This window comes from Citrobacter sp. wls716 (genome assembly GCF_005280975.1).
Classification (GTDB): Bacteria; Pseudomonadota; Gammaproteobacteria; order Enterobacterales; family Enterobacteriaceae; genus Citrobacter; species Citrobacter youngae.
The window spans coordinates 82,752-108,164 of the sequence record NZ_SZWX01000036.1 but is presented as its reverse complement, the minus strand read 5'-3'; the positions used below and the strand labels follow the sequence as shown (position 1 = coordinate 108,164).

The following is a 25,413-nucleotide window of genomic DNA, read 5'->3' as shown; positions in this document are numbered from 1 at the left end:
AGCCGCCATCCGGCACATTAATAGTTAAGCCAGAATACGCGTACCAATTGGCGTGCCGTTAAACAGCGCCGGGAGTTGCTCAGCATGACGCCAGGAAGCGATATCTACCGGGCGGCCCAGCGTACGCGCAGCATCCAGCGCCGCATTGACCTTCACGATCATGCCATCGGTAATAATACCCTGCTCAATCAACTGTTCCGCTTTCGTCGCAGTCATTTCGGCAATACGCTGGCCTTTGCCATCCAGAATACCGCTCACATCAGAGAGCAGGATCAGATCCGCACCCAGCGTTGCCGCCAGCGCCGTCGCCGCCTGATCGGCATTAACGTTCATCAACAGCCCATCCTCAGTAACGCCAATAGAACTCACTACCGGCAGAAAACCGCTTTCCAGCAGCGTGTTAATCAGCTTAGGCGAACCCGGCTGCGCCAGTCCAACGTGACCCAACTCTTTATCGAGTGGCGTCACTTTTACACTGTCGCCATCGCCAAGATACAGACCCACAGAGGCAATTTGATGTTTCTTCGCCCAGGCCAGCAAGGTTTTATTCGCGGTTCCCGCCAGTGCCCCCGTGATGATGTCGATTTGATCGGCTGGCGTAACACGCAGACCATTTTTCTTTTTCACCGGCAGATTCAGCTGCTTCATCAGCTCGTCGACCACGCAGCCACCACCGTGCACAATGACCAGCGGACGCTGATGCGACTCGCGATAATTTACCAGCGCGGTAAACAGACGCTCCAGCGCCTCTTCGCTATCCAGTAAAACGCCGCCCAGCTTGATAATTAATGGATTCATCATTGCACCCTTAAATAAGAGACTGCGTCTCAGCAAAGCCGAAACGGATATTTGCGCACTGCATGGCCTGTGCCGCCGCGCCCTTCAATAAGTTATCTTCAGTCGCTACCACAATCAGATGTTCGCCCTGCACTGCAAATCCGATATCACAGAACGGTAATCCAACCACATTCTTCAGCGCCGGAACCCCTTTGTCATACAGACGCACCAGCGGTTTATCGCTATATGCCTGTTGCAGCGTCTGCGCTACCTGAGCCTGAGTTACACCCGCATTCAGACGGCAGGTAATGGTTTCCAGGATCCCACGTGGGAAATTGCCCAGATGTGGAGTGAAGATCACCTCCGTACCCAGGTGAGTCGCGATTTCCGGCTGATGGCGGTGAGTAAACACGCCATATGGTTGCAGGCTCACTTCACAAAAGCTGTTCGAAATAGCGGCCTTACGGCCCGCACCGCTCACCCCACTGGTGGCGTTAATCACCGGCCACTGACGGAGATCCAACAGCCCGGCATCAATCAGTGGTTTCAGCGACAATTGTGCTGCCGTCGGGTAACAACCCGGCACAGCAATCAAATTCGCGTCTTTCAGTCTGTCTGCGCTCCACTCAGCCAGACCGTATACCGCCTGTTCCAGCAGTTCAGGATGCTGATGGGTAAAGCCATAGTATTTCTCATAAAATGCGCCGTCGTTTACGCGGAACGCGCCTGAGAGGTCAAACACCACACACCCGGCACGCAGAAACTGCGGTGCCAGATCATGACTGACCTCATGAGCCGTCGCGAGAAACACAACGTCCACCCCTGCGCTAAACTCGCTGATATCGGACATTGGCTGTAACGGCAAATCGACAATGCCTTTTAGCTGCGGATGTAAATCGGAGATTAATTTTCCTGCATCATTGCTTTGCGCTGAGACGGTCAAAGCGGTTATGGTCATATCAGGATGGCGATTTACATAGGTCACAAGCTCTGCGCCAGCGTAGCCACTCGCGCCCACAATCAGCGTATTCAACATCGGAGCTGTTCACCTTCTTAGATTCGGTTGCCAGGTATAAGCCTTTATCACCTCACCTTACACTTGGTGGGTTTTATTACGCTCAACGTTATTGTATTTTTATTCACAAATACTGCATGAATATTGATACTATCATGACCCGAGGTGTGTCAACAATGAAAAACAATTTACCGCCATTTATCGAGATTTACCGCGCTCTGATTGCCACGCCATCGATCAGCGCCACCGAAGAAGCGCTCGATCAAAGCAATGCAGGTTTAATCACTCTGCTGGCGGGCTGGTTTAAAGATTTAGGCTTCAATGTGGAGGTCCAACCGGTTCCCGATACGCGAAATAAATTCAATATGCTGGCGAGCATTGGACAGGGCGCTGGCGGCCTGTTGTTGGCGGGCCATACCGATACCGTACCCTTTGACGATGGCCGTTGGACACGCGATCCCTTCACCCTCACCGAACACGACAATAAGCTTTACGGTCTGGGTACGGCGGATATGAAAGGCTTTTTCGCCTTTATTCTCGATGCACTGCGCGGTGTGGATGTAACGAAACTGAAAAAACCACTCTACATTCTGGCTACCGCTGATGAAGAAACCAGTATGGCCGGCGCACGTTACTTTTCTGAAACGACCTCGCTCCGCCCGGACTGTGCAATCATTGGCGAACCGACATCTCTGCAGCCCGTTCGCGCGCACAAAGGCCATATCTCCAACGCAATTCGAATTTTGGGTCAGTCGGGTCACTCAAGCGATCCGGCACGCGGCGTGAATGCGATTGAACTGATGCATGATGCCATCGGCCATATCATGAAGCTGCGCGATGACCTGAAAGAACGCTATCACCATGACGCCTTTACCGTGCCGTACCCCACGTTAAATCTGGGCCATATTCATGGCGGCGATGCTGCTAACCGTATCTGCGCCTGCTGCGAACTGCATATGGATATTCGCCCGCTACCGGGTATGACGCTTAACGATCTGAATGGGCTACTCAACGATGCGCTGGCCCCGGTCAGCGAACGTTGGCCGGGTCGCCTGACCGTATCGGAACTGCATCCGCCGATTCCTGGCTATGAGTGTCCGCCGGACCATCAGCTGGTCGAGGTGGTTGAGAAACTGCTGGGCGCACAGACTGAAGTAGTGAACTACTGCACCGAAGCGCCCTTTATCCAGACGCTGTGTCCGACGCTGGTATTGGGTCCTGGTTCTATTAATCAGGCACATCAGCCGGATGAATATCTGGAAACACGCTTTATTAAGCCAACCCGCGAATTAATCACCCAGGTTGTGCACCATTTCTGCTGGCATTAGCGGCTTGTTGCCCTGATAACCCTTTAGGGGTAATTGGGGCGATTTCTTAACATTTCCATAAGCAACGCTTATTTGGTTCGATGTGAATTAAATAACGTAAATTGCCGCCATTTTTTCGTTTGCTGAACCGATTTCGCAGCAATTGACGCCACGAGTTTTACGTGGCTTTATAAAAGACGGCTAAAAAGTTAAGCCCGAAAAATACAGGGCTAATAATTTCAAGATGGGGTGTCTGGGTAAATATGAACGAACAATATTCCGCGTTGCGTAGTAATGTCAGTATGCTCGGCAAAGTGCTGGGAGAGACCATCAAGGACGCGCTGGGAGAGAACATTCTCGACCGCGTAGAAACAATCCGTAAGTTGTCCAAGTCATCCCGCGCTGGCAATGAAGTTAATCGCCAGGAACTGCTCACCACACTGCAAAATCTGTCTAACGACGAGCTGCTGCCCGTTGCCCGCGCATTTAGCCAGTTCCTGAATCTGGCCAATACCGCCGAGCAGTACCATAGTATTTCGCCAAAAGGCGAAGCTGCCAGCAACCCGGAAGTGATTGCTCGCACCCTGCGTAAATTGAAAGACCAGCCCAACCTCGATGAAACCACCATCAAGAAAGCCGTGGAATCGCTGTCTCTGGAGCTGGTGTTGACCGCGCACCCAACCGAAATCACCCGCCGCACCTTGATTCATAAAATGGGTGAAGTAAACGCATGCCTCAAACAGCTTGATAATAAAGACATCGTCGATTACGAGCGCCACCAGCTGATGCGTCGTTTGCGTCAGTTGATTGCTCAGTCCTGGCATACGGATGAAATCCGTAAACTACGACCAAGCCCAGTTGATGAAGCCAAATGGGGCTTCGCAGTGGTTGAAAACAGCCTGTGGGAAGGCGTACCCAACTACCTGCGCGAGCTAAATGAACAGCTGGAAGAACATCTGGGCTATAAGCTACCTGTCGATTTTGTTCCGGTACGTTTTACCTCCTGGATGGGCGGCGACCGTGATGGTAACCCGAATGTCACCGCAGATATCACCCGCCATGTGTTGCTGCTTAGCCGTTGGAAAGCCACTGACTTGTTCCTGAAAGACATCCAGTTTTTGATTTCTGAACTGTCGATGGTTGAAGCCACTCCGGAACTGATGGCGCTGGTCGGTGAAGAAGGTGCGGCAGAACCTTATCGCTATCTGATGAAAATGCTGCGTTCACGTCTGATGGCAACTCAGGCCTGGCTGGAAGCGCGTCTGAAAGGCGAAAAACTGCCAAAACCTGTTGGCCTGCTAACCCAAAACGAACAGCTTTGGGAGCCGCTATACGCGTGTTACCAGTCTCTACAGGCCTGTGGTATGGGCATCATAGCCAATGGCGAGTTGCTCGACACCCTTAGGCGCGTGAAATGTTTTGGCGTACCGCTGGTACGCATTGATATTCGTCAGGAAAGCACTCGTCATACCGAAGCACTGGGCGAACTGACCCGCTATCTGGGAATTGGCGACTACGAAAACTGGTCAGAAGCGGATAAACAAGCGTTCCTGATCCGCGAGCTGAATTCCAAGCGTCCGCTGCTGCCGCGTCACTGGGAACCGAGCAACGATACCCGTGAAGTGCTCGATACCTGCCGGGTGATTGCCGAAGCGCCTTATGGCTCCATTGCTGCCTATGTTATCTCAATGGCGAAAACACCGTCTGACGTACTGGCCGTGCATTTACTGCTGAAAGAATCCGGCATTGGTTTTGCTATGCCTGTTGCCCCGCTGTTTGAGACACTGGACGACCTGAACAACGCCGATGATGTCATGAGCCAGCTACTGAATATCGACTGGTATCGCGGCTTTATTCAGGGCAAACAGATGGTCATGATTGGCTACTCTGACTCCGCAAAAGATGCGGGCGTGATGGCGGCCTCCTGGGCGCAATACCAGGCACAGGACGCGCTGATCAAAACCTGCGAAAAAGCCGGTATCGAACTGACGCTGTTCCACGGTCGCGGCGGCTCCATTGGTCGCGGCGGCGCGCCTGCCCATGCGGCACTGCTCTCTCAACCGCCAGGCAGCCTGAAAGGCGGCCTGCGCGTGACAGAACAAGGTGAGATGATCCGCTTTAAGTACGGCCTGCCGGAAGTCACCATCAGCAGCCTGTCGCTGTACACTGCCGCAATTCTGGAGGCTAACCTGTTACCGCCGCCGGAGCCAAAAGATAACTGGCGTCATATCATGGATGAGCTTTCAGATATCTCCTGCGATCTCTATCGTGGATATGTTCGTGAAAACAAAGACTTTGTACCTTACTTCCGTTCCGCAACACCAGAGCAGGAACTGGGCAAGTTACCACTCGGCTCACGTCCGGCAAAACGTCGCCCGACCGGTGGCGTAGAGTCTCTGCGTGCTATTCCGTGGATCTTCGCCTGGACGCAGAACCGCCTGATGCTTCCGGCCTGGCTGGGTGCGGGTACGGCACTGCAAAAAGTGGTTGAAGACGGTAAGCAAAGCGAGCTTGAAGCAATGTGCCGTGACTGGCCATTCTTCTCCACGCGTCTTGGCATGCTGGAGATGGTGTTCTCAAAAGCTGACCTGTGGCTGGCGGAGTACTACGATCAGCGCCTGGTCAAAAAAGAGCTTTGGCCATTGGGTGAAGAACTGCGTCAGCGTCTGGAAGCCGATATCAATGTGGTGTTGGCAATCGCCAATGACTCACATTTGATGGCCGATCTACCATGGATTGCCGAGTCTATTCAGTTAAGGAATATTTATACTGACCCACTGAACGTCTTACAGGCCGAATTATTATATCGTTCGCGCCAGGCAGAAGAGCAAGGTCATGCACCAGACCCACGCGTCGAACAGGCGCTAATGGTGACAATTGCTGGCGTTGCTGCCGGTATGCGTAACACCGGCTAATTTTTATGCCTGTCACCCTCGTGCTATTGCGCGAGGGTGATATAAAATACTGCTGTCATAACCATCTCATTTTTAATATATTCCTGTCTGCATTTTATACATCCAATGGATATTTGTTAGCAGAACGCGATTTTCGACTCGCATTGCTTCAGATCCTCTTAATGTTTAGCCGCTAACGTTGGCGCTACGATTAAAGACAGGCTCACACTATGCAATCCTTACAACTCCAGTCTAAACCCAAATTTAGCTGGAAAGCCCTGGGTTGGGCACTCCTCTATTTTTGGTTCTTCTCTACCTTACTCCAGGCCATTATTTATTTTACTGGCTATAGCGGAACTAACGGATTACGCGACTCAATACTGTTCAGCTCATTGTGGTTGATTCCGGTATTCTTATTCCCGAACCGTATTCGCATTATCGCTGCCGTTATTGGTGTGGCACTCTGGGCTGCTTCATTGGCCGCGCTGAGTTATTATGTTATTTACGGACAAGAATTCTCACAAAGCGTTCTGTTCGTCATGTTTGAAACCAACGCCAACGAAGCCCGCGAATATCTGAGCCAATATTTCAGTCTCAAGATCGTACTTATCGCACTGGCCTACACAGCAACCGCAATCCTGCTGTGGACGCGTTTACGCCCGGTTCATATTCCTTCGCCATGGCGTTATCTGGTGTCATTTGCGCTGTTGTACGGTTTAATTCTGCACCCAATGACCGTCAATACGTTTATCAAGCATAAGCCTTTTGAGAAAACGCTGGGCGGCCTTGCATCGCGCATGGAGCCTGCCGCGCCATGGCAGTTCATCTCTGGTTATTATCAATACCGTCAACAATTGACCGCATTAAATAGCCTGCTGAATGAGAACAACGCACTGCCACCACTGGCTAACTTTAAAGACAATTCTGGTGATGCTCCGCGTACGCTGGTGCTGGTGATTGGCGAGTCAACTCAACGTGGCCGCATGAGCCTGTACGGCTACCCACGTGAAACCACGCCGGAACTGGATGCGCTGCATAAATCCGATCCAAACTTCACCGTTTTCAATAATGTCGTGACCTCACGTCCGTACACGATTGAAATCCTGCAACAGGCGCTGACCTTCGCGAACGAGAAGAACCCGGATTTATATCTGACGCAGCCGTCGTTGATGAATATGATGAAACAGGCGGGTTATAAAACCTTCTGGATCACCAACCAGCAAACAATGACCGCCCGTAACACCATGCTGACCGTATTTTCCCGGCAGACAGACAAGCAGTTCTATATGAACCAGCAGCGTACCCAAAGTGCGCGTGAATATGACAGCAACGTACTGGCGCCGTTTAAAGAAGTCATGGCCGACCCGGCTCCGAAAAAGTTCATCATCGTTCACTTGCTGGGTACGCACATTAAATACAAATTCCGCTATCCGGAAGGCCAGGGCAAGTTTGACGGTAATACCGAGAACGTACCTGCAGGTCTGAGCAATGATGAACTGGAGTCATATAACGATTATGACAATGCCAACGTCTATAACGACCATATCATTGCCAGCCTGATCAAAGACTACAAAGCAACTGATCCAAACGGCTTCCTGCTCTACTTCTCTGACCATGGTGAAGAAGTGTATGACACGCCGCCACATAAAACGCAGGGCCGTAACGAAGATAGCCCAACGCGCCATATGTATACGGTACCGTTCCTGCTGTGGACGTCTGAAAAATGGCAGGCTGCGCACCCACGCGACTTCTCACAGGACGTTAATCGCAAGTACAGCAGCTCTGAACTTATCCATACCTGGTCAGATTTGGCCGGCTTTACGTACGACGGTTTCGATCCGACCCGTTCTATTACCAGCCCGGAGTTCAAAGAGACGACCCGCTGGATTGGTAATCCGTACAAGAAAAACGCCCTGATTGATTACGACTCCCTGCCTTACGGCGATCAAATCGGGAATCAGTAATGCCCTCTCAGGCCACTCTTTAAGAGTGGCCTTTTTTTATGATGACGGTTACTGTTTCCCTGTCCACGATCTGTCAGGGATTCACATGTATCACAACATCAGCCACCTACTTTCCCGCCTGATTAACGGTCCCTTACCGCTGCACCAGGTTTACTTCGCCAGCAGCAACGCCGCAACGCCAGAACTGGCGTATAAGGTCGATTTTCCGCGACTGGAAATTGTGCTGGAAGGTGAATTTGCGGATTCTGGTATCGATAAGGTGCTTACCCCCGGCGATGTCTTGTTTGTTCCGGCTGGCGGCTGGAATATTCCGCAGTGGGTCACACCGGTCACGACACTCAGCATTCTGTTCGGCAAACAGCAACTGGGTTTCAGCATCGTCCAATGGGACGGCAAGCAATATCAAAACCTTACCCACCAGCACGTCGCTCGGCGTGGGCCGCGTATTGGCTCTTTTCTGCTGCAAACGCTCCATGAGATGAAAATGCAGCCACAGGAGCAGCAAACGGCCAGGCTAATCGTTGCGAGCTTGCTGAGCCACTGTCGCGATCTGCTCGGCAGCCAGATCCAAACCGCATCACGTAGTCAGGCGCTTTTCGACGCCATTCGCAGCTATATTGACGAACGCTACGCTTCGCCGCTCACCCGTGAATCCGTCGCACAGGCGTTTTACATTTCACCCAACTACCTCTCCCACCTGTTTCAAAAAACGGGCGCTATCGGGTTTAACGAATACCTGAACCACACGCGACTGGAACACGCAAAAACGTTGCTCAAGGGTTACGAGCTGAAGATCAAAGACGTGGCGCACACCTGTGGGTTTATTGACAGCAACTACTTCTGCCGCCTGTTTCGCAAGAATACTGAACGTTCGCCGTCAGAGTATCGTCGGCAATATCACAGCCAGTTGACGGAGAAAAAAACTGACCAGTAATAGTCGCATACTGGGACAGAAAACGGAGACAAAGGTAACATTTACTGGATTTTTGTATTATCAAAAAACATATACCAGCACATATCACTTACATGTGAAGTATCTCTCACTTTTTTAGACATATTACATTTATCCAGCTTTTGGCAGATTTGTCAGATAGCGCCGCGTGACGAAACACTCTTATCCTGTGCATAGCAAAGCAACCCGGCAACGGGCAGCTAACGGAAAACGTAGAGGGTGTTTTTGTATGGAACTTTATCTTGATACCGCCAACGTCGCAGAAGTCGAACGTCTGGCACGCATCTTCCCTATCGCGGGCGTCACCACCAACCCAAGCATTGTGGCAGCAAGCAAAGAATCTATCTGGGATGTACTGCCACGCCTGCAGAACGCCATTGGCAAAGAGGGTATTCTGTTTGCCCAGACCATGAGCCGGGATGCGCAGGGCATGGTGGAAGAAGCTAAACGCCTGAGCAACGCCGTGCCCGGTCTGGTGGTGAAGATTCCCGTCACGGCTGAAGGTCTGGCCGCGATCAAAATGCTGAAAAAAGAGGGTATCACCACACTGGGCACCGCGGTATACAGTGCTTCTCAGGGTCTGCTGGCCGCACTGGCTGGGGCAAAATATATCGCACCTTACGTTAACCGTATTGACGCTCAGGGCGGCGACGGAATTCGCACAGTACAAGAACTGCAAACATTGCTGGAACTGCATACACCGAACAGCATGGTACTGGCGGCCAGCTTTAAAACTCCGCGTCAGGCGCTGGATTGCTTGCTGGCAGGATGTGAAGCAATCACCCTGCCATTAGACGTAGCGCAACAAATGCTCAATACCCCTGCGGTAGAGTCAGCGATAGAGAAGTTTGAGCAGGACTGGAACAACGCATTTGGTCACATCAACCTGTGAGGGAAATAAAGTATGGATCGCATTATTCAATCACCTGGTAAGTACATCCAGGGTGCTGATGTTATTACCCGTCTTGGCAGCTACCTCAAACCACTGGCAGAGCGCTGGCTGGTCGTTGGGGACAAGTTTGTCTTAGGCTTTGCCCAACCTGCGCTGGAAAAAAGCTTCCATGACGCCGGATTGGCGCTGGAAATTGCACCATTTGGCGGCGAATGTTCGCAAAACGAAATCGACCGCCTGCGTGGCGTAGCGGAAAAAGCGCAATGCGGGGCCGTGCTCGGTATCGGCGGCGGTAAAACGCTGGATACCGCCAAAGCACTGGCGCACTTTATGGGTGTACCGGTCGCCATTGCGCCAACCATCGCCTCCACCGATGCACCGTGTAGCGCACTGTCCGTCATTTACACTGATGCCGGTGAATTTGACCGCTATCTGCTGCTGCCGAACAACCCGGACAGGGTCATTGTTGATACCAAAATTGTCGCGGGCGCACCGGCGCGTCTGCTGGCAGCAGGTATCGGCGATGCGCTGGCAACCTGGTTTGAAGCACGCGCCTGCTCGCGCAGCGGCGCAACCACCATGGCGGGCGGTCAGTGTACTCAGGCGGCGCTGGCGCTGGCAGAGCTGTGCTTTAATACGCTGATAGAAGAAGGTGAAAAAGCGATGCTGGCCGCCGAGCAGCACGTGGTCACGCCTGCACTGGAGCGCGTAATTGAAGCTAACACCTATCTGAGCGGCGTCGGTTTTGAAAGCGGCGGCCTGGCTGCGGCACACGCCATTCATAACGGTCTGACGGCAATCCCGGATGCGCATCACTACTACCACGGTGAGAAGGTGGCTTTCGGTACATTGACGCAACTGGTGCTGGAAAACGCGCCGGTAGACGAAATCGAAACCGTGGCAGCGCTGTGCCATTCCGTTGGCTTGCCGATTACCCTGGCGCAACTGGACATCAAACAGGATATCCCGGCGAAAATGCGTATTGTGGCAGAAGCGGCTTGTGCCGAAGGCGAAACTATCCACAACATGCCGGGCGGCGCCACGCCGGATCAGGTTTACGCTGCGCTGCTGGTGGCCGATCAGTATGGCCAGCGGTATCTGCAAGAGTGGGAATAACCTGCCAATAAAAATCCCCGCAAATGCGGGGATTTTTTTATTCCTACGATGCCGGACCCGCACAAGCGGCATCCGGCATCGTCTGTTACAGCAGATCGAAACGATCCAGGTTCATCACTTTCACCCATGCGGCCACGAAATCTCTCACGAACTTCTCGTGGGCATCGCTGCAGGCATAAACTTCAGCCACTGCGCGCAGTACAGAGTTAGAACCAAATACCAGATCGGCGCGGGTTGCGGTGTATTTTACTTCGCCGCTCAGACGATCACGACCTTCAAACAGCTCTTTTGACTCATCAACCGCCTTCCACTCATGACGCATATCCAGCAGATTGACGAAGAAGTCAGTGCTGAGTACGCCAGGACGATCGGTAAAGACGCCATGCTGGCTACCATCAAAGTTGGCACCCAGTACGCGCATCCCGCCCACCAGCACGGTCATTTCCGGTGCTGTCAGGGTCAGCTGCTGCGCTTTATCGATCAGCAGCGACTCGGTGGTCGACACGTCAGGACGGGCACGATAGTTACGGAAACCATCTGCAATAGGCTCCAGCAGCTCAAACATCTCGATATCGGTTTGGTCCTGACGCGCATCTACGCGGCCCGGAACAAAAGGTACAGTGATGTTAACACCCGCCGCGCTTGCCGCTTTCTCGACACCGACCACACCGGCCAGCACGATAATATCGGCCAACGAGGCGGTATGAGCAGATTTATAAATACCTTCCAGCACAGGTAGAACGCGTGCTGCGGTGGCATTCACATCCCAGCCGCGCTGTGGATCCAGCGCCAGACGCGCACCGTTAGCGCCACCACGCTTGTCACCACCACGGAAAGTCGATGCGGAAGCCCACGCCACCGATACCAGCTCACTGACAGAAAGTCCGGAAGCTGCAATGGTCGCCTTCAGGTTAAGAATGTCTTCTTCGCTTGGGTTGAAGAACGCATGCGGCAGTGGATCCTGCCAAATCAGATCTTCTTGCGGTACTTCCGGTCCGATGTAACGCGCTTTCGGCCCCATATCACGGTGCGTCAGTTTAAACCACGCACGGGCAAAGGCTTCGTTGAACGCCTGCGGATCGTTAAGGAAACGACGAGAGATCTTCTCGAACTCAGGATCAAAGCGCAAGGTCAGGTCGGTGACCAGCATTGTTGGCTTGCGTTTTTTCGACGGATCAAACGGATCAGGAATAATTTCTGGCGCGTCAACCGCTTCAAACTGAATAGCGCCTGCCGGACTGCGAGTTTGCACCCACTCATATTTGAACAGGTTCTCGAAGAAATAGTTGCTCCACTGGGTCGGAGTCTGCGTCCAGACAACTTCCAGACCAGAAGTGATGGCATCTGCACCCGAGCCGCTGCCGTAGCTGCTGGCCCAGCCCAGGCCCTGCGCTTCAATTGGTGCGGATTCCGGATCAGGACCAACATGGGATGCTGGTGCTGCACCGTGGGTTTTGCCCAACGTATGACCACCACCAATCAGCGCGACAGTTTCTTCGTCGTTCATTCCCATGTTACCGAAGGTCGCGCGAATAGCCGCTGCCGCAGAAAGCGGTTCGCCGCTATGGTCCGGCCCTTCCGGGTTCACATAGATAAGGCCCATTTCGGTTGCGCCCAGCGGCGCTTTTGCCAACTCTTCAGGATGGCGGTGAGTCAGCCAGGCTTTCTCATCACCCCAGTTTACGTCCAGATCCGGTTCCCAGACGTCTTCACGCCCTGCGCCAAAACCGAAGGTACGGAAACCTGAGTTTTCCAGCGCCACGTTACCCGCGAGGATAAACAGGTCGGCCCAGGAAATTTTCTGACCATATTTCTGCTTGATTGGCCACAGCAGACGACGCGCCTTATCAAGGCTAACGTTGTCCGGCCAGGAATTCAGTGGTGCAAAACGCTGCTGTCCGCGACCCGCGCCACCGCGTCCATCGATGGAGCGATAGGTCCCTGCACCGTGCCATGCCATACGGATGAATAAACCGGCATAGGTACCCCAGTCAGCAGGCCACCACGGTTGAGATTCGGACAGAAGGGCTCTGAGATCCCCTTTCAGGGCAGAATAGTCGAGTTTGCTAAATTCTTTGCGGTAGTTGAAGTCCTCGCCCAGCGGGTTCGAACGGTTGGAATGTTGGTTCAGCAAATCTACACGGAGTTGATTAGGCCACCAGTCGCGGTTGTTCGTTCCTGCTCCCGCGCTCTGGTCGTGACCGCCCTGATGAAAAGGACACTTACCGGCAGTTGATGCGTTATGGCTATCGTCGGACATGCTCATCTATATGCTCCCTTTACAGTGTTCTGACTACGATATACACCACCAGAGATAAGATATAGTCGAAATAACCCACAGATTCGATAGCTAATTCCTTTTATATTTTACGTTACAGAGATGTAGATCAAAATGATCAATAAAAAGCCCTCCGTAGAGGGCTGGGGCATCTGTTTAATTCGGTCTTACACCCAGTGTGTGACAAATAGCGTAGCTCATCTCAGCGCGGTTGAGCGTATAGAAGTGAAAATCTTTCACCCCTTCGCGACTGAGGATCTTCACCATGTCCATGGCGATATTCGCCCCTACCAGCTTGCGGGTTTCGGCATCATCATCCAGACCATCAAACATTGTCGACATCCAGGAAGGGATACGAACATTGGTCATGTCGGCAAATTTTTTCGCCTGCTTAAAGTTGGAGACTGGCAGGATACCCGGAATAATTTCCACATCGATACCCGCAGACACGCAGCGATCGCGAAAACGCAGATAGCTTTCTACATCGAAGAAGAACTGGGTAATCGCACGGTTCGCACCGGCATCAACCTTACGCTTCAGGTTCAGCAAATCAGCCTGAGCACTCTTTGCTTCCGGGTGCACTTCCGGGTAAGCCGCAACGGAGATATCAAAGTCAGCAACGTCTTTCAGCAGCGTCACCAGGTCAGAAGCATACATATCTGGTTTACCGCTTCCCGGCGGCAGGTCACCGCGCAGGGCAACAATATGACGAATACCGTTGTTCCAGTAGTCCTGAGCAATGGTACGCAGCTCATCACGGGTCGCATCAATGCAGGTCAGGTGCGGCGCCGCTTCAAGACCCGTGCGATCCTTAATACCTTTAATAATGCTGTGAGTACGGTCGCGCTCACCAGAGTTTGCACCGTAAGTGACTGAAACAAACTTCGGCTTCAGGCTGCTCAGGCGATCGATGGAGTTCCACAGGGTTTGCTCCATTTCACTGGTGCGCGGCGGGAAAAACTCAAATGAAACGTTAATCTGACCGGCAACTTCTGCCAGGCTCTGATTCAGGGCTTCCCGCTGGTTGGCGTGAAAAAAGCTCATACCTTACCTCATCAATCTTTTGTCGTTATATGTTGTGTTGTGAACTGCTATACGTTTAGACGTCTAGATGTAAAAATGACGGAAAAGCATGCTGGCGTCAACACAAAAATCATCGCTAAAGGTGAGGAATACTCAGCCAACGTGAAAAAAATTCACATCAGTCTGAATTGATGAGGGATTGCGTCATGAGTTCTTGCACCCACTGCAACCGGCTCTCATTTTCAGGCAACATCACTAACCCGGCACGGATACACAGCTCAGCATCGCTCAGTGGATGGAATACCACGCCCTGGCGCTGGATAGCAGCAAATGAAGCCGGGAGCAAACTTAAACCATCGCCCTGGGCAATCCGCGCAAGCAGCACATCATGCTCCAGTGGTTCTTCAAGACAGGAAGGAGAGTAACCAGCGCGGTGGAAAATCTGCCGGGTATAGTCAAAGAAAGCCGGGTTACGTTCCCGCTGGAACCAGAACAACGGTCGGTGGTTGAGTGCCGATAAAGAAAGAGAAGCCGTACAAGCCTCTGACCAAAAGGAGGGTAATGCAGCAATTATCGGCTCTTGCCAGGCTAAAGGGGTGACGGTAAGCCCAGATGCCTCAATAGGCAAAGCCACCAGCGCCGCATCCAGTTTGCCTCGCCTTACCTGACGAACAAGTTCAGGTGAGCCGTGACGCATGACACGCAGCATTTTTACACGAGCATTTAGCGTTGATTCAAGCGCCACAAAAACGCCCTGTTCAAACGCCGTGCTTAATCCTAAACGCAGAGGTTGCACCTCCATCTGCGCCAACTGGCTCAATGCAATATAGGTCTTGTCCTGTAGCGCCAGCAGCGGACGCACCATTTCAAGTACGCGCTGGCCGTCCTCCGTCAGCGTAAGCCCACGGGTATGACGGACAAAAAGCGTCACCCCCAGGCGTTCTTCAAGCTGGCGAATATGACGGCTTAGCGGCGGCTGCGACATAAAAAGACGTTGCGCCGCACGACTCATGTTGTTCTCTTCGGCCACTACGGTGAAGTAGCGCAGCAGACGGATATCCAGAGAGTGCAGGGGCGATATTGTCATACCAAAAAAGTATCACGGAAACGGTATTATCCCAATCATTCTGCGCGCTCTATCCTCACGCCACAGACCACACGATAGAGGAAGAAATGATGCTTTCAGAACGCTTTATTACCGGCCAGGAGATGTTGCAAAAAGTAGATGGCAAAGGGGGCGATGCAGTCATCGAAAGTCTGCAGGACATTGCGCCAGACTTCGCCCAATACCTGATTGAATTTCCTTTTGGCGACATCTATTCAAGACCGGGGCTGGATTTACGCAGTAGAGAAATAGCTACCGTCGCGGCATTAACTGCGCTGGGTAACGCCACACCGCAACTGAAAGTACATATTGGCGCGGCATTACACGTGGGTTTAACGCAGGATGAGATCGTTGAAGTGATTATGCAGATGGCCGTATATGCTGGCTTCCCCGCGGCACTCAATGGTTTGTTTGCCGCGAAAGAGGTGTTTGCCTCTCACAGAGGCTAAAACAACAGGCCAGCGGATTGTCTGCTGGCCTGAGCTCGCTACGGTTTCACATCTGCCACACGCATGCCTTTGAGTTGCTCATCCGTCAGCGGATTTCCCGCTTTGAAATAATCAACAACCGCATTAGAGATGTAGTAGCCTCCGGATGTATTTCGCGCTTTACCTTCGGTAAATGCGGCAAAACCATCACCACCGTCCGCCAGGAAGCTATTGGTGGCAATGTGATAGATGGTGGCGTCTTCAATGGGTTGGCCGTTTAACGTCAATACGGTGACTCGCTGACCGACCGGTTTACTGCTGTCATACTTCATCTCCAGGCCTTTAGATACCTGCAAAACACCGTTACTTAAACTCGCACCGTGCTCCATCAAACTACGCAACTGCTTCCCGGTGAGATCCATTGTGGCCAGCTCGTTCGGGAACGGGAAGGTGCTAATGACCGCCCCCATGGTGATGGCTCCTGCGGGGACTTCATTACGGATGCCGCCTGAGTTAGTAAGCGCTAATTGGGTATCTTTACCTGCCGCCACCAGCAGCGCATCCGCCGCCAGATTGCCCAACGAAGAAGATTCACCGTAAGCACGCGTCAGCTCAACCGGAGAGTTTGCAACCGTTTGTTGTACCACCTTATCAAGCTTTTTATTCCAGCCATCGATGACCTGTTTCGTCTGCGGGTCTGGTTGCCATTCATCCGCAAAAATGGTCTTTAGCTCGAAATTCTTCACGGTAAATTGATGCGGTTTCTGCTGATAATCCAGCACCAGTTTACCCACATCAATGCCCCCGCTGTCGGTGGAAAGGATCAGGGTATTACCGACTTTAATCGGCTCCGGCGTGCCAACATGCGCATGACCGGTGATCAGGATATCCAGCCCCTGCACCTGGCCTGCGGTCTGGATGTCTTTATCCAGCGCACGGCGCACATCGGTGCCGCCCAGACTGGACTGACGCGCTGGCGTGCCTTCATGGATCAGCGCCACGGTGAGATCGACTTTGCCTTTAAGCTCATCGATATAGCGTTGCAACCACTTCACTTCATCACGCGCTTCGATACCAATACGTGTCGCCGCAGAAACCGTATCATCAAAAGCAAACACGCCGTGCAGGCCAATCACGCCAATCTTCACGCCATCTTTTTCAATAATGGTGTAAGGCTTATCCCAGAACATTTTGCTGCTGTTCTGATAAAAGATATTACCCTGCACGATGGGGAATTTCGCCTGACTCAGTTGCAACAGCGTATTGTCCCAACCGTGATCGAATTCATGATTACCCATGGTGACAGCATCAAAATTCATGGTGTTCATGATATCGATAATCGCCTTACCCTTGGTCAGACTGCTGATATACGGCCCGGTAAAATAATCACCCGCATCAAAAAACCAGGTGGCGCTGTTTTTCGCTTTCTCCTGCTTCACCATCGTCGTGATATTGGCCCAACCGCCAATGTCACGCGTGCCATCCGCAATCCATGGGACTTTATAAGGTTCAACGTGGGCGTGAAGATCGTTGGTATAGATAATTGTGACATCTTTGGCACTCGCCCAAAGCGGCAACAATACCAGAACACCAACAGCAAGCATTTTTAACTTCATAATCAATCCCTTTCAGTCATATAAAGAATCGCTACGTTACGTTCTGAAAGGGTTTTTTATGTGAGAAAACTCACATCCACCGGTGATAGTCGCGGGTCAAAATCAACGACCATTAAAAATCGTTGGTAATACGATGACATCTCCGTTCACTATCAATTGCTGTAAATCCTTTGGCTGCCAAAATCTGGGACTGGCGAGCTCAGCAGATTACAGCTGGCCAGAGTATCGGCTGGGTTATGCCGCACTGCATTGCCGGGCATGCGGCAGCTATCCCCCGCTGTTTAATGAGGAACAGTTTGGTAGGTGGTTGTCAGCATATTTAACGGATTTTGCCGCCCAAAGCGGTCATTTTTGCCCACGTTGTTATCAGCGGGAAACCATCCTCTATGGGCATAACCCTCAGGGCAGCCAACGCGTTCAGTGCCGGAGCTGCAAAAAGGTCTGGACACCAAAGCGGCAACCGCTCGTCGCCATCCAACCGCCCGAACAAATCGCAACAGTCTCTCTGATCGTACCTTTTCAGGGTGCCAGTGCAGATCAGCAACTCTATGTGTTGCTCAGTTTTGACGCTATTCGCGGTAATATTCTGCATATTTCCAGCAATTTCACACCTCATCCTGCCGGGGCTTCATTGCGTTACCGCTGGCGCGGCAGCACTGAGCCAGTGGTGAGTCATGATGATATTGTGGAACGAGTCAGTCAGCGAGAAACGCAGTTTTTACGCCGCAGCCAATTTGACGAAATTCAGTACGGCAGCGCGATGCTCAAACGTAACGCCAGCGGCGCAATTTTACGCCCGGTCATTACCGCGCATGGGCATTTCCGCGTCCTGAGCCATCTCTGGCCTGCGGTAAAAACGCACATTATTGCCCACGAATGCTTTCTGCGCGGCGCAGTGATTACCGCATGGGCGGAACAATTTCGCGAACATCACGCCTCGCTTTGGTTTGTGGATGAAGAAATCAGCGACGATCAACACACCAGGCCCTGGCAGTTACTGGGCAAAAGTTATCAGGGATGGTGGCAAAACCAGTGGCAAATTTGGCAACAAGGCGACACGCGTAAAATGGTGTGTTTGTTAACAGAGGGTCAGGTTGAAAAAGGAGCGTCAATAACCCTGGCGGCAAGTCATCATTTTCTCAACTGGTTGCAGCAACAGACGGAATTTCAGCAAAGCCCACGTTACTCTGCCCATTCTGTGTTTCAGACGATAAGGACGCTGACAGAGAAATACAACATCCTGGATTTGCCCGGTGGCGCTGCCGCTTACCGGGCCTACGGTTTGTGTCATCGCCAGGCCGGATAAGCGTAAGCGCCATCCGGCAACGCAAACTACAGCAACTGCGCCAAACGGTTGATGTCGGACTGGATAGCACCGGCGGTCACATCACGACCTGCGCCCGGCCCGCGGATCACCAGCGGGTTATCACGATACCAGCGGCTTTCAATGGCGAACACGTTATCGCACGGCAACAGCGCTGCCAGCGGGTGTTCAGCGCGGACCGCTTCAACACCCACACGCGCTTTACCATTGGCGTCAAAACGCGCCACGTAGCGCAACACCAGCCCCATTTCACGTGCAGCTTCCAGACGTTGCACCATCTGTTCGTTCAACTCATCGCCATTTTCAAAGAAATGGTCAATGGAGCCTTCTTCGCAGTGCGCAGGCACCAGTGACTCAACGCGAACCTGGTCCGGCTCAATATCGTAACCTGCTTCACGCGCCAGGATCACCAGCTTACGCATCACATCTTTGCCAGAAAGATCGACGCGCGGGTCCGGTTCAGTTAGTCCTTGCTGCCAGGCCTGATCCACCAGATCGGTGAACGGGACCGTGCCATCAAATTGCAGAAACAGCCAGGATAACGTGCCGGAGAAGATCCCGCTGATCGACAGAATCGTATCGCCACTATCAATCAGATCGCGCACAGTATGGTTGATCGGCAAACCTGCGCCCACGGTGGCGTTATACAGCCAGTGGCGACCGGTTTTTTCGAAAGCATCATGAATTTGGCGATACTTATCACTGGTACTCGCCCCCGCCAGTTTATTGGCGCTAATGACATGGAAACCATGGCTGGCGAAGTCCAGATATTGATCGGCCAATTGTTCACTGGCCGTCACATCCAGCACCACTAAATCATCATACGGGTGGGCGCGCATCCACAGGAATAGCGCCTCTTCATCCTGCTCTACCGCTTCGTCGTCGAAGAAGGCCAGGGCACGGCTGGCATCCAGCCCTTCATAGTTCAGCAGGCTGCGGCGGCTATCCACCACGCCTGCCAGCACGAATTCAAACCCGGTACGCGCGGAAAGCGTTGTTTGTTCGCGAGCAAACAGTTCCAGCCAGCGTGAACCAATATTCCCCTTGCCGAACAGCACCAGACCAATACGTTTTTCTGCGCGGAAAATAGACTGATGCAAACCCTGAATCAGGCTTTCGGTCGGGCCGGTACGCAGTACCGCAACCAGACTGATCCCCTCTTCCGACTGCCAGGTAAACTCGACTGGCTGGCCTTTTAACTGTTGCCAGAAACGGTGGCAATGCAGCGGATTGCGCGTTACGCCTGCCCCAACCATCGCCACCAGCGCCAGCCCCTGGCGCAGACGCAGCTCGCCCGGCAAACCGGCTTCATCAAGAATTTTCAGTGCGCCGTCAGCGACTTCGGAGGTATAGCAAAATTGCAGCAACTGACGGTCAGGATGCACGCCCACCGCCAGTGGACGCACCTGGGTGCGTTTTAAAATCTGGTCGACTTCTTTGTAGGCCAGCTTAAAGTCCTGGCCGGTGGGAACCTGAAACTCAATCAGACAGACGTCGTCATGGCTGGTCACGATGCGCGCCCCGGTACCAGAAGCCAGTACTCGCTCAATCCGCGTTGATCCCTGATCCGGCGTGTAGCTACAGCGCAACTGGAGGTCGATATCGCTACCCGAAACCGGCTGTAAGGTGCGGGCATGCAGAACCGGAGCCGCCAGACGCGCCAGCTCGCTGGCTTCATCAAGACGCAGCAGCGGCAGCAAACAGGCGTCTTTTACTTTACGCGGATCCGCGCTGTAAACCCCGGCGACATCGCTCCAGATGGTGACACGAGAAACGCCCGCCAGCGCACCAACCTGCGTCGCCGAGTAGTCAGAGCCGTTACGCCCCAGCAGGACCGTTTCACCCGCATTGCTACGGCTGATAAAACCAGTCACCACCAGGCGCTTACCCGGATGCTGCGCCAGCAGTTGCTGCAGTAATGGGTAAGAAAGACCTTCATCCACCTGCGGCTGAGCGCCGCGTTCAGCACGTAAAAACTCACGCGCATCCAGCCAGGCCGATTCCAGCCCCTGTTGATTAAGGACAGCGGACATCAAACGCGCGGACCACACCTCGCCATGCCCGACGACTTCAGCATAAACGGCATCGTTTACACCGCTGTCGAGTAACCCGGCCAGGCGTTCCAGATCGTGAATAAACGCGCCGATCAACCCATCCGCCACCTCAGGAGGTAACAAACCGCTGATAAGCTCGCTTTGATAGCGACGTAACGCCTGTTGAACCTGATGCGCAGAAAGACGATCGGTCTGGCTTAACTTCAGCCAGCTAATCAACTGGTTAGTGGTACTGCCCGCAGCGGAAACAACCATCATATCGTCAGGCTGCGAGTACTCCGCCATAATACCTGCGACACGCAAATAACATTTCACGTCTGCCAGACTACTACCACCAAATTTGTGCAGTTGACGACCCTTCGCCCCTGCCTGCGCAATCACACTCATGTTTACCCCTTGTTTGCAGCCCGGAAGCCATTTTCCAGGTCGGCAATTAAATCTTCGCCATCTTCAATACCGGTGGAGATACGCAACAACGTTTCCGAAATTCCGGCAGCAGCACGCGCTTCTGGCGCCATACCCGCATGTGTCATGGTCGCGGCGTGGGAGATCAGACTTTCAACGCCCCCTAACGATTCCGCCAGCGTAAACAATGACAACCCGCCGAGGAAGCGACGCAATGTTTGCTCGTCGCCATCCAGTTCAAAACTCAACATCGCGCCAAACCCTTTTTGCTGACGCGCGGCAATCTCATGCCCCTGATTATCCGGCAGTGACGGATGATACAGTTTCTTCACCAGCGGCTGGGTTTGCAGGTAGTCCACAATAGCCTGAGCATTACGTTGCGCCACCTCCATACGCGGTGACAGAGTACGCAGGCCGCGCAACAGCAGATAACTATCAAATGCGCCGCCGGTCACGCCAATATTATTCGCCCACCATGCCAGTTCAGTGACCGTTTCCGGATCTTTGGCTATAACAACACCAGCCACCACGTCTGAGTGACCGTTTAAATATTTCGTGCATGAATGCAACACCAGATCGGCGCCCAATGCCAGTGGATTTTGCAGTGCAGGACTTAAAAAAGTGTTGTCGACAACGCTCACCGCACCAGCCTCACGTGCCAGTTGGCAGATTTTTGCAATATCTACCACGCGCAGCAGCGGGTTGCTTGGACTTTCGACCAGCACCAGCTTCGGTTTTTCTGCCAGCGCCGCTTTCAGCGCCTGATCATCACCCTGATCGACAAACAGCACACGATAACAGCCACGTTTTGCCAGACTGTCAAACAGGCGGTAACTACCACCGTAACAGTCGTGCGGTGCGACCAGCAGATCGCCAGGCTTCAGAAACACCGTGGTGACCAGATGAATCGCCGACATGCCGGTATTGGTCAGCACTGCACCAGCGCCCCCCTCCAACTCCGCCAGCGCACGCTGAACCACATCACGCGTCGGGTTGCCACGGCGTGAATAGTCATGAGCACGAGGCTCATTAAAACCGGTGAAATTATAGGTACTGGAGAGGTGAATCGGCGGGACAACGCAACCGTACTGCTCGTCGTCATTTAATCCGCTACGCACTGCAATGGTGGCCTGTTTACGCGTCATATTGAGGAGATCCTGGCTGAGTCGGTGAAAAGTCAGACACCAGAGTAATCATTGTTACAATAGCCGTCAATACATCTGGACATCTAAACTTCTTTGCGTATAGATTGAGCAAACAGGAAATAGCCGTTAAAATTATATGCATTAGCGTACATTTGCGTCGGCTAACTTCGTGTCAGGGCCGCGCCACTACGATAAACTACGCGCAATTATGGTCCGGGCTCAGGTTCTGGCCTCAATATTAATGACAAAGAGGATTAGGTATCTCATGGCTGAATGGAGCGGCGAATATATCAGCCCATACGCTGAGCACGGTAAGAAGAGTGAGCAAGTCAAAAAAATTACGGTTTCCATTCCTCTGAAGGTGTTAAAAATCCTTACCGATGAACGCACGCGTCGTCAGGTCAATAACCTGCGCCACGCCACCAACAGCGAACTGCTGTGTGAAGCGTTTCTGCACGCCTTTACCGGACAACCGTTGCCAAACGACGAGGATCTGCGCAAAGAACGCAGTGATGAGATCCCGGAAGAGGCGAAGATCATCATGCGTGAACTGGGGATCGACCCGGAGACGTGGGAGTACTGATCAGCTGACGGTTAGAAAAAAAGAGAAAAGGCGGGATAACCCCGCCGTTTCTCACAACGTTATTTTCTAATACCATTGATTTTATTCAATGTTTCTTCCATTTTGAGCGTTTCTCTGCGGTTCAATGGATAGCAATAAATCAGAATAACCGCCGCCAAAAACAGGCACAAAGCCGGCAAGAGATTTGCCATCGTATAAATATTTTCCTGCACAATGCTGGTTTGCACTGCACCGCCCGTTGACGAAGATTGATAACCAATGATGGCCAGCATAAAGCCACCAATCGCCCCTGCACACGCCTGACCCACCTTGCGGGCAAAGAAGTTCACACCGTAAACCGTACCATCCTCACGATCGCCGGTGACATACTGATGATAATCACAAACATCAGTCATAAACGCCCAAATCATCAGGTTGAATAGCCCTGCCCCCAGCGTCGCCAGGAACAGGAAAACCAAATAGACTTTCGCGTCCGTAATATGGATGAAGTACATAATCAGATACATCGCCACCGCAAAGAGCAATGCGCCGACGCTGGCCTCTTTTTTGCCAAACCGCTTCGTCAGCCAGGATGCCGAGGGTGCCAGCAAAACCAGAGAGCCGAAGGTAAATAGCAACGCCACGGACATGGCCTCTTTGTTGTGGAAGTAGTCATTAAACAGGTAAGTCATGTTGGTACCTGACAACCCCTGGTTAATCACAATCAGCAGATCCACCACAACTAAAACGATCAGTGCTTTATTGCGTAACAATCCCTTCAGCAGCACCGATACGGGCATACTCTCTTTTCGCTCCACGCGCACACGTTCTGTTGTTAACTGACAGGTCAACGTTAAAAAGATAAAGCCCAGTACGGCACAACCAATAGCAATCCAGAAAAAATGTTGCCCGGAAATCACCTGACTTCCGTCCACCAGGGTGGTGTACATCAGAATCGGGATAAAAAAGCCGGTTGCTCCACCGCCGATGGCGGAACCCACGTTGCGCCAGGTTGACAGTGACACCCGATCTTCCGGGTTCGAGCTAATCGCCGCAGACATGGCGCCATATGGAATGCTGACTGTCGATAACAGTGAACCGTAAACAAAATAGGAACAGCAGATATAGATAATTTTCGCCGTATAAGAAAAATCATTCACAAACGGCAGGAACAGGACCACCGCAATGATGCAGAACGGGTACTTCATACGGCGCACCCACGGATTAAATCGTCCATGTACCGTCAATTTAGAGGTATCGCATAAGCGCCCTACACCAACATCGACAAACGCATCAAAGAGCTTAGTCACAAAATAGAGCGAGCCGACAATAACTCCTGAAATGCCGAGGACGTTAGTGTAATAAATCATTAAAAAACTATTTACTAACCCAAGAATAAAACAGGTTCCCAGGTCACCACACAAATAACCAATTTTATCCCTGAATCCGAAAGGTCTGACGACAATATCTTGATTGCTTCCACTCACTGTTCCATCATTAGACATGATGTCAACTCCTTAGACATATTATTCACGCAAACTATGCGTATATCCTGGTGTTCAACGTAATAAACCAATACGCAGAGTATTAACAATCAGAAGTTATAACCGAGGCCGACACGATAGCGGGTCTGGCGATCGTCAGTCGTGGTGGTGTCATAACCCGAAGAAACATTACCAATTTCAATAAATGGAACCCAGGAATCTATTTTATAAGCGACACGGAAGTTATATTCATAATCATCTTTCCGGTTGTTATATAAATCTTCGCTATCGGCAATTTTATAAATACCGTTTAGCTCAAACATCCAGTTATTGACGTTATAACCAAGCCAGGCTTCCGGACGATAGATCATGCGGTCATCTTTGCCGTCAGTGTTTCTGCGCATGTACTCCTGACGATAGCGGAACGCGGTCCACCAGCTGTCGTTGATGTTGTACTGCACGCGGATATAAGGTTTATAAATCGTGATGTTATCGCCCGTTTCGATCGCAATACCTGGCTGCCAGATGAGATCCCGCCAGGTAAACTGGTAACTTGCCGTATACTCGTTACCGTTACTTTCCATATTATTCCACGCATCGTTCGATTGCGTATCTTCAGAACGTGAAATGGCCTCTACCGCTACACCAAAACCTGTAGCAAAACGATGAGACATATAAACACGATCGTAATTTCGCCCGTCATCATAATATTCATGGCGGTAATCAACATAACCCGCCTGCGCGGCCGCAGATAATAATGGAATAAGTAACAAGGTAGATTTAAATTTCATGACAATCCCTTTTCACACTAAATAAAGAAAATTCACCATCACATTCCGGGCTATAAACAGGAAAGCAATAGAGTCGTAAGAATAATTTTATATTTCCGCGAAAGTGTATTTTAGAAAGAGGGGATAAACCTTTGAGATTTTGCCAGGAATTGGCATGAGTGGCAAAGAACAGAAGATAAAAATGACGAAGATCACTAGTGCGAATATTTTATCTTAAAAAATAAAAACACTGTTTCATTTATTAAAAGTGAAACATCATTCAATACATCAATGTAAGTTTT

The 25,413-nt window shown here is 51.9% G+C and carries 19 protein-coding genes; 9 read left to right on the top strand and 10 right to left on the bottom strand.

The genetic code is table 11. The features are described from left to right. Positions 1-24 precede the first annotated feature (24 nt). Together argB and argC are read right to left on the bottom strand one after the other, a co-directional pair. Positions 25-801: an acetylglutamate kinase gene (gene argB, locus FDX24_RS13200; RefSeq protein WP_086523529.1), complete on the bottom strand. Its 777-nt coding sequence runs from the start codon at positions 799-801 to the stop codon at positions 25-27. 7 nt (positions 802-808) lie between these two features. After that, positions 809-1,813, bottom strand: a complete 1,005-nt coding sequence (gene argC, locus FDX24_RS13195) for an N-acetyl-gamma-glutamyl-phosphate reductase (RefSeq protein WP_048213975.1) — start codon at positions 1,811-1,813, stop codon at positions 809-811. Positions 1,814-1,968: 155 nt separating this feature from the next. On the opposite strand from argC, the gene argE reads away from it, so the two are divergent. The 6 genes from argE (at position 1,969) to FDX24_RS13165 (ending at position 10,917) form a co-directional block, all read left to right on the top strand. Next, complete coding sequence (gene argE / locus FDX24_RS13190) at positions 1,969-3,120, top strand: acetylornithine deacetylase (protein WP_121585296.1); 1,152 nt, start codon at positions 1,969-1,971, stop codon at positions 3,118-3,120. A gap of 242 nt (positions 3,121-3,362) precedes the next feature. After that, positions 3,363-6,014 (top strand): phosphoenolpyruvate carboxylase, encoded by a 2,652-nt coding sequence (gene ppc / locus FDX24_RS13185; protein WP_048213977.1) that lies wholly within the window; start codon positions 3,363-3,365, stop codon positions 6,012-6,014. A gap of 209 nt (positions 6,015-6,223) precedes the next feature. After that, positions 6,224-7,957: a phosphoethanolamine transferase CptA gene (locus FDX24_RS13180; protein ID WP_048213978.1), complete on the top strand. Its 1,734-nt coding sequence runs from the start codon at positions 6,224-6,226 to the stop codon at positions 7,955-7,957. An 85-nt stretch (positions 7,958-8,042) separates the two neighbouring features. Next, positions 8,043-8,891 (top strand): AraC family transcriptional regulator, encoded by an 849-nt coding sequence (locus tag FDX24_RS13175; RefSeq protein WP_048213979.1) that lies wholly within the window; start codon positions 8,043-8,045, stop codon positions 8,889-8,891. Between the two features lie 247 nt (positions 8,892-9,138). Further along, entirely contained in the window at positions 9,139-9,801 is a 663-nt protein-coding gene (gene fsa, locus FDX24_RS13170; RefSeq protein WP_048213980.1) for a fructose-6-phosphate aldolase, read from the top strand. Between the two features lie 12 nt (positions 9,802-9,813). Further along, positions 9,814-10,917, top strand: a complete 1,104-nt coding sequence (locus tag FDX24_RS13165) for a glycerol dehydrogenase (RefSeq protein ID WP_048213981.1) — start codon at positions 9,814-9,816, stop codon at positions 10,915-10,917. Positions 10,918-11,002: 85 nt separating this feature from the next. Here FDX24_RS13165 and katG read toward each other — a convergent pair whose 3' ends face one another. The 3 genes from katG to FDX24_RS13150 all read right to left on the bottom strand — a co-directional run bounded on the left by katG (position 11,003) and on the right by FDX24_RS13150 (position 15,305). Then, positions 11,003-13,183, bottom strand: coding sequence for a catalase/peroxidase HPI (gene katG, locus FDX24_RS13160; RefSeq protein ID WP_115644135.1), 2,181 nt, complete (start codon positions 13,181-13,183; stop codon positions 11,003-11,005). A 168-nt stretch (positions 13,184-13,351) separates the two neighbouring features. Next, positions 13,352-14,239: a methylenetetrahydrofolate reductase gene (gene metF / locus FDX24_RS13155; protein WP_005121692.1), complete on the bottom strand. Its 888-nt coding sequence runs from the start codon at positions 14,237-14,239 to the stop codon at positions 13,352-13,354. A gap of 157 nt (positions 14,240-14,396) precedes the next feature. Then, entirely contained in the window at positions 14,397-15,305 is a 909-nt protein-coding gene (locus FDX24_RS13150; protein WP_061066978.1) for a LysR family transcriptional regulator, read from the bottom strand. A gap of 89 nt (positions 15,306-15,394) precedes the next feature. Here FDX24_RS13150 and FDX24_RS13145 point away from each other — a divergent pair, with 89 nt between their 5' ends. Next, on the top strand, positions 15,395-15,772 hold the full coding sequence (locus FDX24_RS13145; protein ID WP_048213984.1) for a carboxymuconolactone decarboxylase family protein: 378 nt from the start codon (positions 15,395-15,397) through the stop codon (positions 15,770-15,772). 38 nt (positions 15,773-15,810) lie between these two features. On the opposite strand, the gene FDX24_RS13140 is transcribed toward FDX24_RS13145, so the two are convergent. Further along, positions 15,811-17,367 carry a bifunctional UDP-sugar hydrolase/5'-nucleotidase gene (locus tag FDX24_RS13140; protein WP_137364422.1) on the bottom strand — a complete coding sequence of 519 codons (1,557 nt, stop codon included), beginning with the start codon at positions 17,365-17,367 and terminating at the stop codon, positions 15,811-15,813. Positions 17,368-17,500: 133 nt separating this feature from the next. On the opposite strand from FDX24_RS13140, the gene FDX24_RS13135 reads away from it, so the two are divergent. Next, positions 17,501-18,673, top strand: a complete 1,173-nt coding sequence (locus FDX24_RS13135) for a cytoplasmic protein (protein ID WP_137364421.1) — start codon at positions 17,501-17,503, stop codon at positions 18,671-18,673. Between the two features lie 26 nt (positions 18,674-18,699). Here the strand turns inward: FDX24_RS13135 and metL are convergent, their stop codons facing one another. Beyond that, the gene (gene metL, locus FDX24_RS13130; protein WP_048213987.1) at positions 18,700-21,132 is read right to left on the bottom strand and encodes a bifunctional aspartate kinase/homoserine dehydrogenase II; all 2,433 of its coding nucleotides are present in this window, start codon (positions 21,130-21,132) and stop codon (positions 18,700-18,702) included. Between the two features lie 2 nt (positions 21,133-21,134). Then, a complete protein-coding gene (gene metB / locus FDX24_RS13125; protein WP_137364420.1) occupies positions 21,135-22,295 on the bottom strand; it encodes a cystathionine gamma-synthase in 1,161 nt (386 codons plus the stop codon). Positions 22,296-22,560: 265 nt separating this feature from the next. Here metB and metJ point away from each other — a divergent pair, with 265 nt between their 5' ends. Next, the gene (metJ, locus tag FDX24_RS13120; protein WP_048213988.1) at positions 22,561-22,878 is read left to right on the top strand and encodes a met regulon transcriptional regulator MetJ; all 318 of its coding nucleotides are present in this window, start codon (positions 22,561-22,563) and stop codon (positions 22,876-22,878) included. Positions 22,879-22,937: 59 nt separating this feature from the next. On the opposite strand, the gene FDX24_RS13115 is transcribed toward metJ, so the two are convergent. Both FDX24_RS13115 and FDX24_RS13110 read right to left on the bottom strand, forming a co-directional pair. Further along, the gene (locus FDX24_RS13115) at positions 22,938-24,362 is read right to left on the bottom strand and encodes an MFS transporter (RefSeq protein WP_137364419.1); all 1,425 of its coding nucleotides are present in this window, start codon (positions 24,360-24,362) and stop codon (positions 22,938-22,940) included. A gap of 89 nt (positions 24,363-24,451) precedes the next feature. Further along, on the bottom strand, positions 24,452-25,132 hold the full coding sequence (locus tag FDX24_RS13110) for an oligogalacturonate-specific porin KdgM family protein (RefSeq protein WP_137364418.1): 681 nt from the start codon (positions 25,130-25,132) through the stop codon (positions 24,452-24,454). Positions 25,133-25,413 lie beyond the last annotated feature (281 nt).

Bases quoted from the DNA above. Each gene is read 5' to 3' on its own strand.
- argB (WP_086523529.1), bottom strand. From the start codon at position 801: ATGATGAATCCATTAATTATCAAGCTGGGCGGCGTTTTACTGGATAGC.
- argC (WP_048213975.1), bottom strand. From the start codon at position 1,813: ATGTTGAATACGCTGATTGTGGGCGCGAGTGGCTACGCTGGCGCAGAG.
- argE (WP_121585296.1), top strand. From the start codon at position 1,969: ATGAAAAACAATTTACCGCCATTTATCGAGATTTACCGCGCTCTGATT.
- ppc (WP_048213977.1), top strand. From the start codon at position 3,363: ATGAACGAACAATATTCCGCGTTGCGTAGTAATGTCAGTATGCTCGGC.
- FDX24_RS13180 (WP_048213978.1), top strand. From the start codon at position 6,224: ATGCAATCCTTACAACTCCAGTCTAAACCCAAATTTAGCTGGAAAGCC.
- FDX24_RS13175 (WP_048213979.1), top strand. From the start codon at position 8,043: ATGTATCACAACATCAGCCACCTACTTTCCCGCCTGATTAACGGTCCC.
- fsa (WP_048213980.1), top strand. From the start codon at position 9,139: ATGGAACTTTATCTTGATACCGCCAACGTCGCAGAAGTCGAACGTCTG.
- FDX24_RS13165 (WP_048213981.1), top strand. From the start codon at position 9,814: ATGGATCGCATTATTCAATCACCTGGTAAGTACATCCAGGGTGCTGAT.
- katG (WP_115644135.1), bottom strand. From the start codon at position 13,183: ATGAGCATGTCCGACGATAGCCATAACGCATCAACTGCCGGTAAGTGT.
- metF (WP_005121692.1), bottom strand. From the start codon at position 14,239: ATGAGCTTTTTTCACGCCAACCAGCGGGAAGCCCTGAATCAGAGCCTG.
- FDX24_RS13150 (WP_061066978.1), bottom strand. From the start codon at position 15,305: ATGACAATATCGCCCCTGCACTCTCTGGATATCCGTCTGCTGCGCTAC.
- FDX24_RS13145 (WP_048213984.1), top strand. From the start codon at position 15,395: ATGCTTTCAGAACGCTTTATTACCGGCCAGGAGATGTTGCAAAAAGTA.
- FDX24_RS13140 (WP_137364422.1), bottom strand. From the start codon at position 17,367: ATGAAGTTAAAAATGCTTGCTGTTGGTGTTCTGGTATTGTTGCCGCTT.
- FDX24_RS13135 (WP_137364421.1), top strand. From the start codon at position 17,501: ATGACATCTCCGTTCACTATCAATTGCTGTAAATCCTTTGGCTGCCAA.
- metL (WP_048213987.1), bottom strand. From the start codon at position 21,132: ATGAGTGTGATTGCGCAGGCAGGGGCGAAGGGTCGTCAACTGCACAAA.
- metB (WP_137364420.1), bottom strand. From the start codon at position 22,295: ATGACGCGTAAACAGGCCACCATTGCAGTGCGTAGCGGATTAAATGAC.
- metJ (WP_048213988.1), top strand. From the start codon at position 22,561: ATGGCTGAATGGAGCGGCGAATATATCAGCCCATACGCTGAGCACGGT.
- FDX24_RS13115 (WP_137364419.1), bottom strand. From the start codon at position 24,362: ATGTCTAATGATGGAACAGTGAGTGGAAGCAATCAAGATATTGTCGTC.
- FDX24_RS13110 (WP_137364418.1), bottom strand. From the start codon at position 25,132: ATGAAATTTAAATCTACCTTGTTACTTATTCCATTATTATCTGCGGCC.